Raw genomic sequence first — 16,182 nt, forward strand, 5'->3', positions numbered from 1 at the left:
GTATCTCCAATCTATACTTGTTTCTCGACAACTCAAGTATAAAAGACTGGATGATTACGTGCATTTTTTATGTTCAAATTGTGTAAGAACCCCAACAAATATTATAGAACCAGAAAAAAGCAGCCGGACTCAGGATTCTGAGTCCGGCTGCTTTTATCGTATTCTTAATCGTCACCATTCATCCCGGTGAAAATAAGTACCAGTCTTAACAGTTCAATGATCGCTACTGCTGCAGCGGCTACATACGTCATTGCTGCTGCGTTCAGCACTTTTCTGGCATGACGCTCTTCTTCATTGCGGATCAATCCAAGGGAAACGATTTGATTCATCGCCCTTGAAGAAGCATTGAACTCAACGGGTAACGTGATCAATTGGAACACAACCCCTGCCGCCATTAAAATGATCCCGAGCAGGAACATACCGGATAATTGAGTGAAAATACCGATCATCAAGAAAATCCAGGACATATTAGAACCGATATTCGCTACCGGTACGAGAGCATGGCGGAAACGGAGAAACGCATAGCTTTCAGCGTCCTGTATGGCGTGGCCTACTTCATGGGCAGCCACTGCCGCCCCGGCTACGGAGTGCCCGTGGTAGTTATCAGGTGATAACGCAACCGTTTTGGTGATCGGATTATAGTGATCACTCAGAAAACCCCTGCCTTCCACGACTTTAACATTATGCAAACCATTTTCATCAAGAATCCTTCTTGCCATTTCCCTCCCGGTCATACCCGAAGTGGTTGCCACTCTTGAATATTTTTTAAACGTACTCTTTACTCGCATCTGTGCCCCTATCGGAATAAGAGCAATCAGTAAAAAGTAAATCAAAAATCCTGCCATTATCGCAAAAACCTCCAGATGTATAGATTACCTAAATTTTATAGCGCCATCATCGTACTGTCAATTTTTTTGACGTTCGGACTTTTTCACTTCACCCTGCCCCTTATATTTTCTCCAACCTACATAAGATAATGTAGAAACAATGATACTGCCCGTCGATATGATGACCCACCAAAGAGAAGGATCCGCTTCATCCTCTGTCATGTTCTCGAATAGTTTTTGGAGATCTGTTTCCAAAGCAGTAAGCTCGCTCATCGTTTGCTCCCCTTCCAGCACGTCCTGTCGATAATGATCCAAGTAAGTGATCCTCGCATCCAGGGATTGAGCCCGTTCAACTGGAATATCCAATTTAATACTCGGTTGAATGATATTATATTTTGATAAAAATACATTCAATGTCGTTTGGTATTCATCAACGTTACCCTTTTCCGCTGCAACCTTTACACCATTAATGGCCTCCATGATCGGGTCCTCCATTTCAACCCATAAAGGCTGATGCTGACTGTTTAATGCATCCATCACCAGGCGGAACTTTGTAACGGCATTCACCTTTTGCTCAAGAGCAAGAGAGGTTTGGTTGATACTTTCCAATGCAAGATTATGTGAAATGGTAAGGATTCTAAGCTCATCCATCGAGAAGGACTGCTGGGCACTCAAAGAGGCAAATTCTTCGGAGAAATAAACTAATAGATGCTTGGCTTCTTCATATCGGCCGGCCTTTGTCATCTGTAAAGCTTGATCCGATAGATCATCAAGCTCGTTGATTGGAGACGGAGATTCTACAGCGATTAATGGATGAGGTACTAAAATGAGAAATAAGAAAAGCGTGATAAAAAATTGGATTAATTTCATACTTGTCCCCCCTAAAACTACTAATAAAGTTTATGAAGGGGTGGACAAGAGTAGACCATAAATCAGTCAAACTTATAATCGAGGGAGAGACGATTTGTTTTCTGGGTGAAATAATACGCAATGGCGATGGAGATGATGCTTAGCCAGAAAGTGAAATATCCAATATCCTGAATATACATATAGAGTCTTGAATATACAGGAAACTGCATGAAAACATAATCGATGATATCATTATGTACGGTCCAGACGGCCCCTGCGACAATATGCCACAACTTCACCCGATAAAACGAGGAATAAAGGATACCCTGAACGGCCATTGCGCCGTGTGAAGCCATCAGCATATATCCTTCCCAAGGCAGATCACCCGAAACACAAAGGGTCAACAGATTCATGATCACTGCCCAAACACCGTATTTAAACAGGGTGATGATTGCAAGCACTTCGAAAATCGGCCAATTACGATTCAGTATAAATGCGATCAATACGAAACAAAAAAACAGACTGGCTGTCGGACTATCCGGGACAAACAGTAAAAACTGGGGAGGAGTATTTCGGAGTTGTGGAATATACCAAATGTATCCATAGACGGTGCCGAAAACATTCACTAAAAGCAGCAACCATAAAAATGTTTTATTTCTTAAAATCGTCATGAGCCAGAGCATGTTTGCACCTCACTTCCAAGTAGAAAAAAAGGGCCAACAGCTGCCGGCCCTTTTTCAACATTATTCTTCTAAACCAGCGATGAATTCAGAGAGTTTTTTCAACTCTTCATCTGTTCCTTTAAATAAACCTGCAGGCATGCCCGGCGGTTTACCGTTTTTAGCAATTTTCGCAATTTCTTCAGGTGCAAGACCCGTTCCGATTAGGGAAGGACCAGCCCCGCCTTGCAAATTCTCACCATGACAGTTGATACAGCCATTCTTCTGATCAGCAAAAATCTTATATCCTTCAGATTCTTTATCGATATCCACTTCGGCACGGATCTTCCCTTGTTCCTTAGCCGCTTCCCAGTCATGAGTCGCAACGGATTCCCAAGTAAGGAAGTACGTAGCTGCGAGTGCCAATAACATGAATCCAACGGCAAAAGGACGTTTTGTCGGACGACGTTCAGGTCCTTTATCAATGAATGGTGCAAGTAAAAGTGCCCCAAACGCGATACCAGGAATGACGAACGCTCCGATCACATTATAAGGTCCGGATGCATATGTGTACTTAAGTAATTGGTATAAGAATAAGAAATACCAGTCAGGTAATGGAATATATCCAGTATCTGTCGGATCGGCTATACGCTCTAACGGTGATGGATGAGCAACCGTTAAACAAAGATAACCGATAAGGAAAACAGCTCCCACCAGCCACTCCTTCAATAAGAAGTTCGGCCAGAAAGCTTCTGTTTTACCAGGGAACTCCGAATAGTCTTTCGGTATATTCGGCTTTCTGTCTGCAGGAACCCGGGAGTCCCCTACAAACTTCATCCCTTTTCCTCGATGCATAGTGTCCCCCTCCTTTTATTAGGTTAATCATTTACAATTGTTTCTTATAGTGGTCCGGAAATACCTTGCTTACGGATCATCAGGAAGTGAGCTCCCATCAAACCAAGCAGAGCAGCAGGCAGGAAGAATACGTGAATAGCGAAGAATCGAGTCAGAGTCTGTGCCCCGACGATATGAGCATCTCCCGCTAATAACATTTTCACCTGGTCTCCGATAAATGGAGTGGCCCCTGCGATTTCAAGACCTACTTTCGTCGCGAATAGCGCTTTCATATCCCACGGCAGTAAATAGCCGGTGAAACCAAGCCCCAGCATAACGAAGAAAATAAGAACCCCTACAACCCAGTTCAATTCACGAGGTTTTTTGTATGCACCTTGGAAGAAGACGCGTAGTGTATGTAAGAACATCATTACGATAACCAAACTGGCTCCCCAGTGATGCATTCCGCGGACAATTTGTCCAAATGCAACTTCATTTTGCAGATAATACACAGATTCCCAAGCGTTTTTAATATCTGGAACATAGTACATCGTTAAGAACATTCCGGATAAAATCTGGATGACGGTTACGAAGAATGTCAATCCTCCGAAGCAGTAAACGAACGCAGAAAAGTGATGCGCCGGGTTTACATGTTCAGGAACTTCGTGATCCGCGATATCGCGCCACAAAGGCGTAATGTCTAAACGCTCGTCAACCCAATCATAGATCTTGTTCAGCACAGATTACGCCCCCTTACTTAACAAATTTATTTGGTTCTGGTTGTCCAAGATAAAGAATTCCATCTTTTACTTTTGTCGGATATGAATCCAACGGTGCTGTCGGTGGTGTACCTGGTACATTCTCACCGTTCTTGTGATACATTCCACCATGACATGGGCAATAGAACATTTCTTTATGATCCGGATTCCCATTCCAGTTAACTGTACAACCGAGGTGCTTACAAACCGGTGAAAGAGCAATGATTTTGTCTTCTTTGTTCTTATATACCCAAGCGGTTTGTGTAACTTCTGATGTGTACCACGCATCTTTTTGCTCATATGAGAAATCGACACGTACTGGTTCATTCGATAATTCTGAAACCTTTTGCTTAGTCGCTCTAAAATCTCCCGCAGCTTCCGTTTTCAACACTGGATCCACTGCAAAGCGAACCATCGGCATTAACATTCCCGCCGCCATGAAACCGCCTACACCCGTAAGTGTATAGTTAAGGAATTGACGTCTAGATACACGATGTTTGCTCATCCTTTTCCCCCCTCTATCGTAAGGTAAGTCCGTCGGACATATTTCGCACAAATATAAAACTAGGACATAACTATGATATATTAAACTCTATACAAGGTCAATAACTCTCGTATCTAAAAGATGGAAACAATGTGAAGTTTTTATGAATTTTTTTGCCATTTTTGTACAATCACATTTAACAGCTGCTTCACCTGATCTTCCATGATCGAATGTTTATATTGCTCGTCCAGGTTTTCAAGCGGGATGGACGGGACCCAGATCAAGCCTTCACCGAGTTTATCCTCAACCTTCTTCCACCGGCTGTCTGAAGTCAGGAAGAAGACGTGCTTCACACCACTCCCGGTCAATTCTCCTGCCCATTGGGATAATTCGGATACCTCGCGCTCTTCGGATGATGACAATCGATATGTGAATGAAGGGGTCATCATCATTCTTCCTTTGAATTGCCTTTCCAGGTGCAGAGTGAGTAGATTGATAAACTCTGATTGTGCTGCCGAGACTCTTATATCCTTCCCGAAATCAACAGGGACAACGGGAATGACCGCCGTATCTACATATGCTTTTTCGGCTTCAAACACTTCAATATCTTTTACGTTCCAATTCATGTATAACCCTCACTTTTTTTCTTTCATTTTCCACTTCCCATCTTATCACTTTATATCATCTCATATAAAGCGATTTCACTTTTTATACAAGTGTTTTACATACAAACGCGCTTCCCTGTCAAATACTCCCCGGGATAGGTATACTTCAGGGGATACTCCGCTCAGGGTACAAAAAGAGCCTCGTTCATAGTATGCACCATTCTTAATCTTACTATCTAAAAAGACAATAAAAAAATCGAATGAAGAGATGGTGTTTCTCTTCATCCGATTTATCAGGTCAGGCTATTCAATTCTTTGGTCAATTTATTGAAAGCCTTTTTGTCACCGGTATCCAATGCTTGATCAATGGCCTTTAACAAGCGGTCTTTCCTGAAAGTCTGCAGGCTGTCCTCTAGAAACTGTTCAGCTACCATTCTGTCTTTTTCATTGATAAGTAAATATTTCGGCATAAACGGATTTTCTTCCAGTACGGCTGCAAATTGATAACTGGAATTTGCCTTACTGAAGTTTAGCTGAATGTAAATGTCTTCATCCTTGTTCAATCGGATATCATGAAATGACTTTTCTGCGTCCGTTGTCATGATATTCTCTTTGTAGAATCGGAATGGGACATCTTCGACACAATGAGTGGACATCACCAATCCTCTTGGACAGTACTGGGATTCTTCGACAAAGTGAACCTTTTTCATTAATTGGTCATGACTCATCAGATAATTTAAGATCCACACACATTCTCTTCGTTTTAATTGATATCGGTTCAAAAACCAGCGGATAAATTCTTTCTTCTCGTTGACAGAAACAGGGGTGGTCATGGTTTTCCCTCCTCTGCAGAATCCTTTTTAAAAGGTCCGTTTTTCTTTCTTCAAAAGTTCAAGTCACATTAATAAGCTCTTTGCCATATTCATTTTCAGACAACCAAATCCCTTTAACCCACCGTCACGGATCAGTCTTGTAATCTTTCAATCAGGTCCTGCCATTCGTCATTTGAAGGATCCATTTCAATCAGGTGTTTATATACTTCTACTGCTTCACCCCTGAGTCCTTCTTCTACTAGAAATTGCCCGAACTCTAGTAAAAACTCTTGATGATTCTTAAAGTAAGTATATGCAATACGGTATTGTTTTAATGCATGATTATATTGTTCAAGCCCTTCATAAGCCTTTGCCAGATCCCAGTTGATCTGAGGCTCTTCTTCTCCTTCAACCGTCAGCATCTGGGCGATTTCCAGAACATCTTCATACCGGTCCTGTGTAAAGAACAATTTATTAATGATAAGGGCAGCTTCCACATATCCGGGGTCAAGGGCCAGGGCTTCCCGAAGAAACGCTTCTGCTTCTTCTTCAAGTCCCATCTTCAATGAAATTTTGCCTCCGAATACATTCAGTTCTTTATTGTATTCATCCTGCTTAACCCCCGCCTGAACGGCTTCCAGGCTCTCTTGTAGCTTTTCTTCCCGCTCATACGACTTCGCCAGCAGTAAATAAACAGAATGATATTCAGGATCCAGTTCCTTGACGGATACGAATTTTTCAATCGCCTTTTCGTAATAGCCAGCCTGATAGGCAGTAAAGGCATAGCCGAACAGTGTATTGATTTCCAGATGTTCTTGAAGAGCTTTTTCATAATGGGTCAAAGCTTCTTCGAAGGCTCCTCCTACACTATAGGCCTCGGCCAATCTCTGATGCACATTGGTTCCGCCAAGTTCGGTCGTTCCCTTTTCAATGAGGATCTGATAATGCCTGATCGCTTCCAGGAATCTGCCCGTTTCAGAATACAATTCCCCCAGACCGAAATCGATGACGGGTTCATCAGGCAATAACCTCTTAGCTTGAAGAAGCTTTTGTTCACTTACTTCAAACAATCCCTGCATTTGATAAAGATCTGCTAAAAGAAGAAGTGACCTTGGATAGGTGGGGTCTTTCTCATCCAATTCTGCAAGCGTCTCGATGGCTTCCTCTTCTTTATCCATCTCCACCAGCACTTCCGCCAGTTCAATGAGAAGCTCACCCTCACCCGGATAATATTGAAGGAGATTCCCGTAAAGCTCTTTTGCTTCCTCCAGAAATCCCAAATGATGTAATTCTTCGGCAAGACTGAATTTTTCTTCATGACTTCCAAATTTCAGCACTTGATTATACTGTTTCTTTGCTTCTTCTAAATTACCTTCTTCTAAAGAAGATAACATTTGTTCTTTGTATGACATGGTCAATCCCTTTCTATAAAAAGCTTGTATTCAATTAAATAAAATATCCCGGGGTTTGTATGATCAGTTCTTCACCCGCTCCAGGATAAAAATGACCTCTATTATTTATATAATGATATTTCCCTTTGTTCATAGTACATTTTAGCACATGATGATCATATTGAAATGATAATGGCTCAGTACCCGACTCACCTTCAGGCTTCATATAGAGGTTATAACATATTTCTCCACCTACCAAAAAATTTCCTCTAAGGGGATATATTCCAATTTTCTTCAATATACTTAAATTCAGTGGCTCTTTTTCGGGAATTTCAGCGTGTATATGGGGAATACCCTCGCTTTTCATCGAATCCTGCCATATTTTAAGATGCTTCATTTTGGTTTTATTGTCTATGTTTGTCGTAAAAAAAGGGACAAAAGTAATAGGGTAATCATACAATAATCCTTTGATCCATCCCCACGGAATGTCTCTGAATCCACCTGCTTCATCCATGTCGATCCAGATGACAGGTACGTTATGCCGCTTACATGCCCGTATGACATTCGGGGTAATCAGATTCGCAGTTGTTTTCAACCCAATAGTATAATCAAGGGGACTGTTGAGCAAGGAGGTTCTCCGTTCATTCAATCGTGTATGAAATTCATACTCGTACTGTATTGAAAAAGCCGTTAAAACTGTGGTGCACCCTTTTTTAATAAATTCGTCAAGGTAATAGTTCTTTACGGAGATGAAGTCACTCCCTCGGGGTACCATTAAGTCACACATGACATGTCCGGGAGTCATTATAAAATGTGACACATCCATTTTCATGTACTTGTAGTACTGAAAGCTGTTCCTGATGGCTGAAACTCTTCCGTCTTTAACCAATAGTGAAGTATGAGTCAGCTTGGTATCCTTTACCCAATTGGCATTTTCAATAATATAGGTGCTCACCCCATCATCACCTTCCTTTATAGACAAGCTATGAAGGCAAGGATGAATTCATTCCACCCACTCATTAAAAAGAGAGGCGGATTTAGCCCAAAGACCAACCACCTCTCACATAATCGATTCAGTTTTATTTCATCAACAGTTTGTTGATATGTTCAAAGAAAGTCGGATACGAGATTTTCACGGCTTCTGCATCTTCTAAATATACATCAGAGTCAGTCAACAGGGAAGCGACAGCCAGTGTCATCCCAATCCGGTGATCCCCCCAGGAATGGACTTCTCCACCGTGTAAAGGGGTTTTCCCTTCGATGATCATCCCATCGTCCGTACCCTGTATGTTTGCACCAAGCTTTCCAAGCTCCTTCACAACGGCATCGATCCGATTGGTTTCCTTCACTTTCAATTCCTCGGCATCCTTGATGACTGTCTTCCCCTCCGCTTGTGAAGCTAAAAGAGCAATGATAGGAATTTCGTCGATCAAAGAAGGAATCAGGTCCCCTCCGATTTCAATTCCTGTAAGTTTGGACGTTTGCACGAGAATATCACCGATAGGTTCTCCTTCGTTTGATTGCTCCATGACCTCAATGGACGCCCCCATTTTCTCCATGACTTCCACAATGCCGGTTCGCGTTTCATTTAGCCCGACATTCTTCAACAGTACTCTACTATCTGGAACGATGGCTGCGGCCACCATAAAAAAGGCTGCTGAGGAAATATCTCCAGGTACATAGATTTCCGTTCCTTTCAATACCTGTCCTCCCTTTACTTTAATGGTATCCCCGTGCTTCTCAATCGTTCCCCCAAACTCGACGATCATCTTTTCTGTGTGGTTCCTCGTTTGCTCTCTTTCGACTATTTCAGTCATCCCTTCAGCCTGAAGCCCGGCCAGTATGAGTGCGGATTTCACTTGTGCACTCGCCACAGGTAAAGAATAATGGATCCCTTTCAGATTTCCGCCCCTGATGGATATTGGCGTGAAGTTTCCTCCTGAACGGCCATCTATCACTGTCCCGAATTGCTTTAAGGGCTCTGTCACCCTCTTCATGGGTCTTTTTGCAATCGAGGGATCACCTATCAGGACTGAATGAAAAGGTCTTCCTGCCAGAATTCCCATAATGAGACGGGTTGTGGTCCCTGAATTTCCCACATCAAGAATGTCAGCGGGTTCTTTCAAGTGGTCCCACCCTTTACCGTATACGATCACTGCGTCTTCAGAGACCTCGATCTCAACTCCTAATTTACGGAAGCAGGAAATCGTGCTTAAACAATCCTCCCCCATAAGAAAGTTATGTATAACCGTCTTGCCTTCAGCAACCGATCCAAACATAATGGAGCGGTGGGAGATCGATTTGTCTCCAGGTACGTGAAGCTCTCCATTCAGACCACTGTTTGGATTTGACAGTCTTTTCTTCGCTTCCATCCTTATCACCCTTTATCCTAAGAATAGTTCATAATTTGTTTGTTCTCTTAAGCAGTGCAAAGCTCTTTCCCTATCTTCCAGCGTTTGAAAGCTGATCGCCAGCACTCCGTATATATCTTCTCTCGTTTCCATTATTCTGATATTCGTCAAACTGATCTTCTCTTGTGCAAGATACCCTGTCACTTCCGAGATCACACCCGGATAATCCGGGACATCCACAAATAAATCATAGAATGAAGGTATGGCCCCTTTTTCCAGGATGGGGAGATTATCCCTGAATTCTTTCGCGTCATTAAAATAATCGTATATCTTCTGTGAATCATTCATTTCGATGAGCGATACGACCTCATCCATCTCTACTTTCCACTCCTTTAAGAGAGAAAGCAGGACCCCCCTGTTCTGCATGGTGATGTCTTTCCACATCGTTGGGTTGGATGAGGCTATTCGGGTGATATCACGAAAGCCCCCTGCAGCAAGCCTTCTCAAATAAGGGTGTTCAGTCGAAGAGCCCTTCGCCTGATGAACCAGTGAAGCCGCAACAATATGGGGAAAGTGGCTGATCATGCCCGTTAACTCATCATGTTCCCTTGGTTCTACTATTAAAAATTTCGCATGGGTTCCCCTCAGCCAGTCTTTAAGCCTATCGACGTTTTCCACTGCCACACCGGATCCCGGTGTAAGCATATAAAAGGCATTTTCAAATAGGATTTCTTTCGCAGCTGCTACGCCGCTCTTATGTGAGCCTGCCATTGGGTGGCCCCCGATAAATTGAATCCCGTTATGGGTCAGCCTTTCCGAAGATCTCATAATCTGTTCCTTTGTACTTCCTGTATCGGTGATTAGGACACTTTCTTTCAAGGAAAGGGATTCAAATTGTGCGATGATCTTTTCTGTTTGAAAAACTGGTGTAGAGATAACAATAAGATCCGCTTGTTCGGCGGCAGTCTGTAAAGAAAGGGACATCTCATCGATTACCCCCAGTGATTTCGCCAGCCTTAATTCTTTATGATTCACATCATGACCAATGATCTTGGCATGTGGGTGTTCTTTTTTTATGCAGAGGGAAAGGGATCCCCCGATCAGCCCCATCCCAATGATCAACACCGTTCCATTCATCGTTTCCCCTCCATCTTCCTATTTAAAAAAAGCCGGAAAGGACCAACGCCCCTCCGACCGCTCATCATTCTTGTTTCTGAAGTGCCAGAAATTCCGTCATTTTATCGATGACCTCATCATTTTGATCATGGGATCCGACTGTTATCCTGACAGAATGAGGGTATCCGAGTGCTTCTCCAGACCGGACGATATAGCCCTTGCTCATCAAGTATTGAAATACCTCGTCCCCACTTACGCCGAAGTCGATCAAGACGAAGTTCGCTTGGGATGGGACATAGGCAAGGCCGTGTTCCTCACAGAAGCGATAATACTGCTGAAGTCCTTTTCGGTTCTCTCTCCTGCATTCCTCGATGAAGGCCTGGTCTTCTATGGCCGCTGAAGCCGCTCCCTGGGCCAGTGTATTATTATTGAAAGGTTCACGAATCGGCTCCAGTTTCCCGATTACGTCCTTATTCCCGATCCCGAATCCCACTCTGAACCCTGCCAGTCCATATGCTTTTGAAAAGGTGCGTGTAATCAATAACTGAGGATAAGACTTCAACAATTCCAAAGAATCATAATAATCATCCGCCACTACATATTCATAATAAGCTTCGTCCAAAACGACAAGGACGTGGGAAGGGACAGCGTCCAAGAAGGAAATGAGTTCCCCGTTCCGGATATATTCCCCTGTTGGGTTATTGGGCGAACATAACCAGACGACTGAAGTGCTGTCATCTATTTCTCCCAGCATTTTGGCCAGTTGATGCTTTCCCTCCGCGTCCAGGGGAACTTCACGGACCTCTGCTCCCTCAACGATGGCATTATGCTTATATTGAGGGAAGGTAGGGGTTGCCATTACTGTGCTTTTACTTCTATCCAATAAAGCCCTTGCGATAATCTCGATCACTTCATCCGATCCATTTCCAAACAATAACTGTCCAGGTTCCACAGATAAATGTTCTGCCACCTTAAAACGTAACTCCTTCGCATAACCGTCAGGATAGAGCGCATGGGAAAGGGCACTGTTTTTCAGATATGTTTCAACGTTCCTGGAGCATCCAAAGGGATTTTCATTCGATGCAAGCTTCACTACTCTCTCAAGATTGAATAACTCTTTTACATCATCCATCGTTTTTCCAGGCTGGTATGCTTTAAGATTTTGAATCTGGGATTTCCACTTCATGTTTAACTTCCTTTCAGTCGTTTTCATAATGGCGGCTTATTTCTTCTTCAAGTCAGGACGAAGGCTGACTGCATTTTTCATATAAATATGTTGGATGTCACTCTGAGGTGTTGAGGTATTGTAGTGAATCATCACTCTGATGCAGCGCGACAGTCCATGGGGTACGTCCAATTCCTGCATGCACATAACGGGGACATATTTCCACTCTTCGAATCCCCTTAATGCTTTAGCCGGAAATACGCTCGTAATGTCATCTGTTGCAGAAATAAAAACGGATGCGACATTTTCTGCCGTAATATTATTATGTAAAATCATTTCTTTTAAGAGACTTTCAGTTGAAAGGAGAACTTCCTTTTCATTATCACGATCTGCTGTAGTGGCACCTCGAATTCCCCTGATCATTCTTCCACTCTCCCTTTTTCTTGATATTCTATACTATACTCTCTTTAGTGACGGGATCTATAACTGTCGAATGTATGCATCCGCCTGTTTTAAATCCTCCTCCGTAACGTCTGCCATCACGGGTTCACCGATATTCTTCAACAACACGAAAACCGGATTGCCGTTCAGGGACTTCTTATCACGCTTCATCCCCTCGTACAATATGTCAAAACCGATGTTGGAAGGAACCTTCAGATTGTACCCAAGAGACTTGATCCACCCTATGAACCCCTCCATGTCGAATGACAGGTTGCAGTAGCGTTCACTGAGATACAAAGCATAGACCATCCCGATCATGACCGACTCCCCGTGAGTCCGATTCCCATAGCCGCTTGCACTTTCAACTGCATGCCCGTAAGTGTGCCCGAAGTTCAGGAAAGCCCGAATATTTGACTCCCGTTCATCCTTTGATACGATGTCTCCCTTAACCTGTATTCCCCTGATCAGGCAATCTGTTAAAAAACTTTCATCCATGTTTTCAGGCGATTGGAAAGAGTGCATGAGATCCTGAAGGAACTCACGGTCAGATAAAAAGGCATGTTTGATCACTTCAGCGAATCCCGATAGTATTTCCGTTTTAGGGAGGCTCGAAAAATAATTCAAATCAAAGAATACGCCTTCCGGCTGATAAAACTGTCCGACCATATTTTTCCCCAGCGGGTGATTGATTGCCACTTTCCCTCCCACGGCACTGTCATGTGCAAGGATCGTGGTCGGAACACTGATGAAAGGGATTCCCCTCATATAGGTGGATGCGATAAAGCCCGCAAGATCACCTATGGCACCGCCACCGAAAGCAATCACGATGGATTTGCGGTCTACTCTATGCTTGAGTCCGTGTGTTATCGCTTCTTCATACGTGGCAAAGCTCTTCGCCTTTTCCCCTTTGGGAGCCTGATAAATGGTTATATCAAAGAACTGACGGAGATCTTCCGAGAACGCTTCTCCATGAAGCTTATAAACCGTTTCGTCGGCAATGAGCCATAGCTTTGATACATCAGGGAAGGACTTCTTAATAAAAGAAACTATCTCATTCGTCATTTCCACTCCAATATTCACGTCATATGTCCTGGAAGCAGTTTGAATGGTTACCTGTTTCATTTCACTAATACTCCTTGGAATCCTGGCGTTGTCTGTTGATATCCTGACGGAGTTTCTCAAATTGATCACTATTGAATTGTTCGACGATGCCAGCGGCAAGTTCCCATGCCACTACGGCTTCTGCTACTACGCTTGCAGCTGGAACCGCACAGCTATCCGACCTCTCGATGCTTGCTTTAAAGGGTTCCTTCGTTTCGATGTCCACACTCTGAAGAGGTTTGTACAGAGTAGGGATCGGCTTCATGACCCCTTTGACGCGGATCGGCATACCCGTTGTCATACCTCCTTCAAATCCTCCTAAACGATTCGTTTTCCGGTAGTACCCAAGCTCTTCACTCCATGCGATTTCATCATGCACTTCACTTCCCGGCTTTCTTGCCATTTCAAAGCCCAAGCCGAATTCGACTCCTTTGAATGCATTGATACTCATGACCGCCATAGCAATTTTCGCATCAAGCTTACGGTCATAATGAACATAACTTCCCACTCCTGCAGGCATCCCCTCAACGATGACTTCCACGACCCCGCCTATGGAATCCCCATTCTGCTTCGCTTCATCTATCAGGTTCATCATTTTCCCTGCAGCCTCTTCATCCAGGCAGCGGACAGGAGACTCTTCTGTGATCTCTCTCAGTTCATTTATCGAGTCATAATGAAGCTTTTCGGCTTTAATGCCTCCGATTTCAAGGACATGTCCCACAACTTCGATATCCAATAATTTCAATAGCTTCTTCGCAACAGCTCCTGCTGCCACCCTTACAGTCGTCTCCCTGGCAGACGAACGTTCCAGGACATTCCTAAGATCCCTATGTCCATATTTCATTCCGCCGACGAGGTCCGCGTGACCAGGTCTCGGCCTCGAGATCTTTCTCTTCACTTCTTCTTCTCCGCCCTCAAGAAGAGGCTCGATTCCCATTACCTTCGTCCAGTGAGTCCAGTCTTTATTCTCCACAACCAATCCTAAAGGAGAGCCAAGAGTATATCCATGTCTCACACCGCCGACAATCGAGGCACGGTCCTTTTCAATCTGCATTCTCCGTCCACGCCCATAGCCTTTCTGCCTTCTTGCCAGGTTTTCATTTATATCTTCAGCTTCAAGCGGCATTCCAGCCGGCAGCCCTTCAATGATGGTCGTTAACTGTGGTCCATGTGATTCTCCAGATGTTAAGTATCTCATTTACTTTCCCCCTTCAACTCGTTAAAGAATTATGTACCAATATAACATAGAATTTATATTCTTTCCTAGTCCCTATGTTTAAAAACTTTTCTAATATTCTATTTTCCTGAAAAATATAAAACGATGTGAATCCATCATATTTTGAGAGTCCACTTTTTCATCAGCCTATGGGAAGATGAAAGTGATTCTTGGATATGAAGATTGACATCGTCACTGTTTATATTTTTTTGTAGAAGAAGGTGTCTTCTGTTTCGAAGCCGTATTGTGAGGGGTTGAAGATTTGTTCTGTGCTGCCTACGAAGAGAACGCCGCCTGGCTTTAGTGAACTATTGAATTTATGGTAAAGAAGGTTTTTGGCCTCTTCTGTGAAATAGATCATTACATTTCTGCACACGATCAAGTCGTATTTCCCTTCGAAGGGGTCCGAAAGCAGGTTTTGCTGCTTAAAGCTCACCGTTCGCTTCACTTCATCCTTCAATTTAAATAAAGGTCCTTCCTTGGTGAAATGGCCATTTTTCATTTCTTCCGGGATTTCAGATAGTGACCTTTCCGGATAGACCCCGTTCATGGCCCGTTGAAGCGCATTTTTGTCTATATCCGTGGCGGTGATGGAACCGCCTGAGAGGTCAATATACTTCGATAGCATCATGGAAAGGGTGTAAGGTTCTTCGCCGGTTGAGCAAGCTGCGCTCCATACTTTCAACGTTGCATTCCCATCTAACAGTCTAGGGAGGATTTTCTTCTCCAGTATTTCCCAACGCTTGTAGTTACGAAAAAATTCTGACACGTTGATGGTCATACGATCCAGAAACCCTTCCATTTCTTCTCTATCCCGATTCAACGCACCAAAAAATTCCTGAAAACTTCCATACCCTTTCTTTTCATAAAGGGCAGTCAGCCTCCTCTTCATCTGTGCTTCTTTATAAAGGGAAAGATCAATACCCGTTTTTCGTTTAACCCCTTGAATAAATTCACTATAATCATTTGACATTTCGATCCACACTCTCTTTGCTGCGATAAAGGTATAAAGCTATATTATTTATATCGAACATTTCAGGGAAAAGTTAAACCTTTATGCATAGAAAAAAAGCAAGCCGCAAATCGCGACCTGCTTCTAAATAACAAAGGCTATTAGTAAACCCACTCGTTCATTAACTTAGAATATTCAACCAATTCTTCTTCTTTGAAAAATAGACCGATCTCTCTTACAGCGCTTTCAGCAGAGTCGGAACCGTGGATGATGTTCTTGCCTACAGTCAGACCGAAATCACCGCGGATCGTACCAAGAGCGGCATCCTTAGGATTTGTCGCCCCCATCATGCCACGAGCTGTCGTAATGACGTTTTCCCCCTGCCAAACCATTGCAAATACAGGTCCGGAAGTAATGAAGTCAACAAGCTCCCCAAAGAATGGTCTTTCTTTGTGCTCACCATAATGTTCTTCTGCAAGCTCGTTTGAAATGCTCATAAGCTTGGCACCTACTAATTGAAAGCCCTTTTTTTCGAAACGTGATACGATATCACCGATTAACCCTCTTTGTACGCCGTCCGGCTTTACCATTAAAAATGTCTTTTCCATCTTCCCCACTCCT

General features: G+C 43.4%; 18 protein-coding genes. All 18 read right to left on the reverse strand.

Features of this window, described 5'->3' with window-relative positions:
* Nucleotides 1–164: 164 nt before the first annotated feature.
* The 18 genes from V8G47_RS10395 to ndk all read right to left on the reverse strand — a co-directional run bounded on the left by V8G47_RS10395 (nucleotide 165) and on the right by ndk (nucleotide 16,169).
* On the reverse strand, nucleotides 165–845 hold the full coding sequence (locus tag V8G47_RS10395) for a zinc metallopeptidase (RefSeq protein ID WP_336200054.1): 681 nt from the start codon (nucleotides 843–845) through the stop codon (nucleotides 165–167).
* Between the two features lie 60 nt (nucleotides 846–905).
* Nucleotides 906–1,697 (reverse strand): sporulation protein YpjB, encoded by a 792-nt coding sequence (ypjB, locus tag V8G47_RS10400; protein ID WP_336200055.1) that lies wholly within the window; start codon nucleotides 1,695–1,697, stop codon nucleotides 906–908.
* A 62-nt stretch (nucleotides 1,698–1,759) separates the two neighbouring features.
* Entirely contained in the window at nucleotides 1,760–2,359 is a 600-nt protein-coding gene (locus V8G47_RS10405; RefSeq protein WP_336200056.1) for a DUF1405 domain-containing protein, read from the reverse strand.
* A gap of 60 nt (nucleotides 2,360–2,419) precedes the next feature.
* Nucleotides 2,420–3,190, reverse strand: a complete 771-nt coding sequence (locus V8G47_RS10410) for a menaquinol-cytochrome c reductase cytochrome b/c subunit (RefSeq protein ID WP_336200057.1) — start codon at nucleotides 3,188–3,190, stop codon at nucleotides 2,420–2,422.
* Between the two features lie 44 nt (nucleotides 3,191–3,234).
* Nucleotides 3,235–3,909, reverse strand: coding sequence for a menaquinol-cytochrome c reductase cytochrome b subunit (gene qcrB, locus V8G47_RS10415; RefSeq protein WP_032087896.1), 675 nt, complete (start codon nucleotides 3,907–3,909; stop codon nucleotides 3,235–3,237).
* 13 nt (nucleotides 3,910–3,922) lie between these two features.
* Complete coding sequence (locus V8G47_RS10420; RefSeq protein ID WP_034758386.1) at nucleotides 3,923–4,432, reverse strand: QcrA and Rieske domain-containing protein; 510 nt, start codon at nucleotides 4,430–4,432, stop codon at nucleotides 3,923–3,925.
* A 140-nt stretch (nucleotides 4,433–4,572) separates the two neighbouring features.
* A complete protein-coding gene (locus V8G47_RS10425) occupies nucleotides 4,573–5,037 on the reverse strand; it encodes a YpiF family protein (protein ID WP_336200058.1) in 465 nt (154 codons plus the stop codon).
* Between the two features lie 272 nt (nucleotides 5,038–5,309).
* Complete coding sequence (locus tag V8G47_RS10430) at nucleotides 5,310–5,849, reverse strand: ReoY family proteolytic degradation factor (RefSeq protein WP_060672350.1); 540 nt, start codon at nucleotides 5,847–5,849, stop codon at nucleotides 5,310–5,312.
* A 131-nt stretch (nucleotides 5,850–5,980) separates the two neighbouring features.
* Nucleotides 5,981–7,222 carry a tetratricopeptide repeat protein gene (locus V8G47_RS10435; RefSeq protein WP_336200059.1) on the reverse strand — a complete coding sequence of 414 codons (1,242 nt, stop codon included), beginning with the start codon at nucleotides 7,220–7,222 and terminating at the stop codon, nucleotides 5,981–5,983.
* Between the two features lie 52 nt (nucleotides 7,223–7,274).
* Nucleotides 7,275–7,733 carry a hypothetical protein gene (locus V8G47_RS10440; RefSeq protein WP_336200060.1) on the reverse strand — a complete coding sequence of 153 codons (459 nt, stop codon included), beginning with the start codon at nucleotides 7,731–7,733 and terminating at the stop codon, nucleotides 7,275–7,277.
* A gap of 565 nt (nucleotides 7,734–8,298) precedes the next feature.
* Nucleotides 8,299–9,591 (reverse strand): 3-phosphoshikimate 1-carboxyvinyltransferase, encoded by a 1,293-nt coding sequence (aroA, locus tag V8G47_RS10445; protein ID WP_336200061.1) that lies wholly within the window; start codon nucleotides 9,589–9,591, stop codon nucleotides 8,299–8,301.
* A 12-nt stretch (nucleotides 9,592–9,603) separates the two neighbouring features.
* Nucleotides 9,604–10,707 (reverse strand): prephenate dehydrogenase, encoded by a 1,104-nt coding sequence (locus tag V8G47_RS10450; protein WP_336200062.1) that lies wholly within the window; start codon nucleotides 10,705–10,707, stop codon nucleotides 9,604–9,606.
* Nucleotides 10,708–10,771: 64 nt separating this feature from the next.
* Nucleotides 10,772–11,872: a histidinol-phosphate transaminase gene (gene hisC / locus V8G47_RS10455; RefSeq protein WP_336200063.1), complete on the reverse strand. Its 1,101-nt coding sequence runs from the start codon at nucleotides 11,870–11,872 to the stop codon at nucleotides 10,772–10,774.
* A 36-nt stretch (nucleotides 11,873–11,908) separates the two neighbouring features.
* Complete coding sequence (gene aroH, locus V8G47_RS10460) at nucleotides 11,909–12,274, reverse strand: chorismate mutase (RefSeq protein ID WP_336200064.1); 366 nt, start codon at nucleotides 12,272–12,274, stop codon at nucleotides 11,909–11,911.
* A gap of 57 nt (nucleotides 12,275–12,331) precedes the next feature.
* Complete coding sequence (gene aroB / locus V8G47_RS10465; protein ID WP_336200065.1) at nucleotides 12,332–13,414, reverse strand: 3-dehydroquinate synthase; 1,083 nt, start codon at nucleotides 13,412–13,414, stop codon at nucleotides 12,332–12,334.
* Nucleotides 13,415–13,418: 4 nt separating this feature from the next.
* Nucleotides 13,419–14,591: a chorismate synthase gene (gene aroC, locus V8G47_RS10470; protein WP_261750522.1), complete on the reverse strand. Its 1,173-nt coding sequence runs from the start codon at nucleotides 14,589–14,591 to the stop codon at nucleotides 13,419–13,421.
* A gap of 217 nt (nucleotides 14,592–14,808) precedes the next feature.
* A complete protein-coding gene (locus tag V8G47_RS10475; protein ID WP_336200066.1) occupies nucleotides 14,809–15,582 on the reverse strand; it encodes a CheR family methyltransferase in 774 nt (257 codons plus the stop codon).
* A gap of 140 nt (nucleotides 15,583–15,722) precedes the next feature.
* The gene (ndk, locus tag V8G47_RS10480; RefSeq protein WP_034758349.1) at nucleotides 15,723–16,169 is read right to left on the reverse strand and encodes a nucleoside-diphosphate kinase; all 447 of its coding nucleotides are present in this window, start codon (nucleotides 16,167–16,169) and stop codon (nucleotides 15,723–15,725) included.
* Between the last annotated feature and the right edge of the window lie 13 nt (nucleotides 16,170–16,182).

The organism is Rossellomorea sp. LJF3, assembly GCF_037046045.1.
GTDB lineage: Bacteria > Bacillota > Bacilli > Bacillales > Bacillaceae_B > Rossellomorea.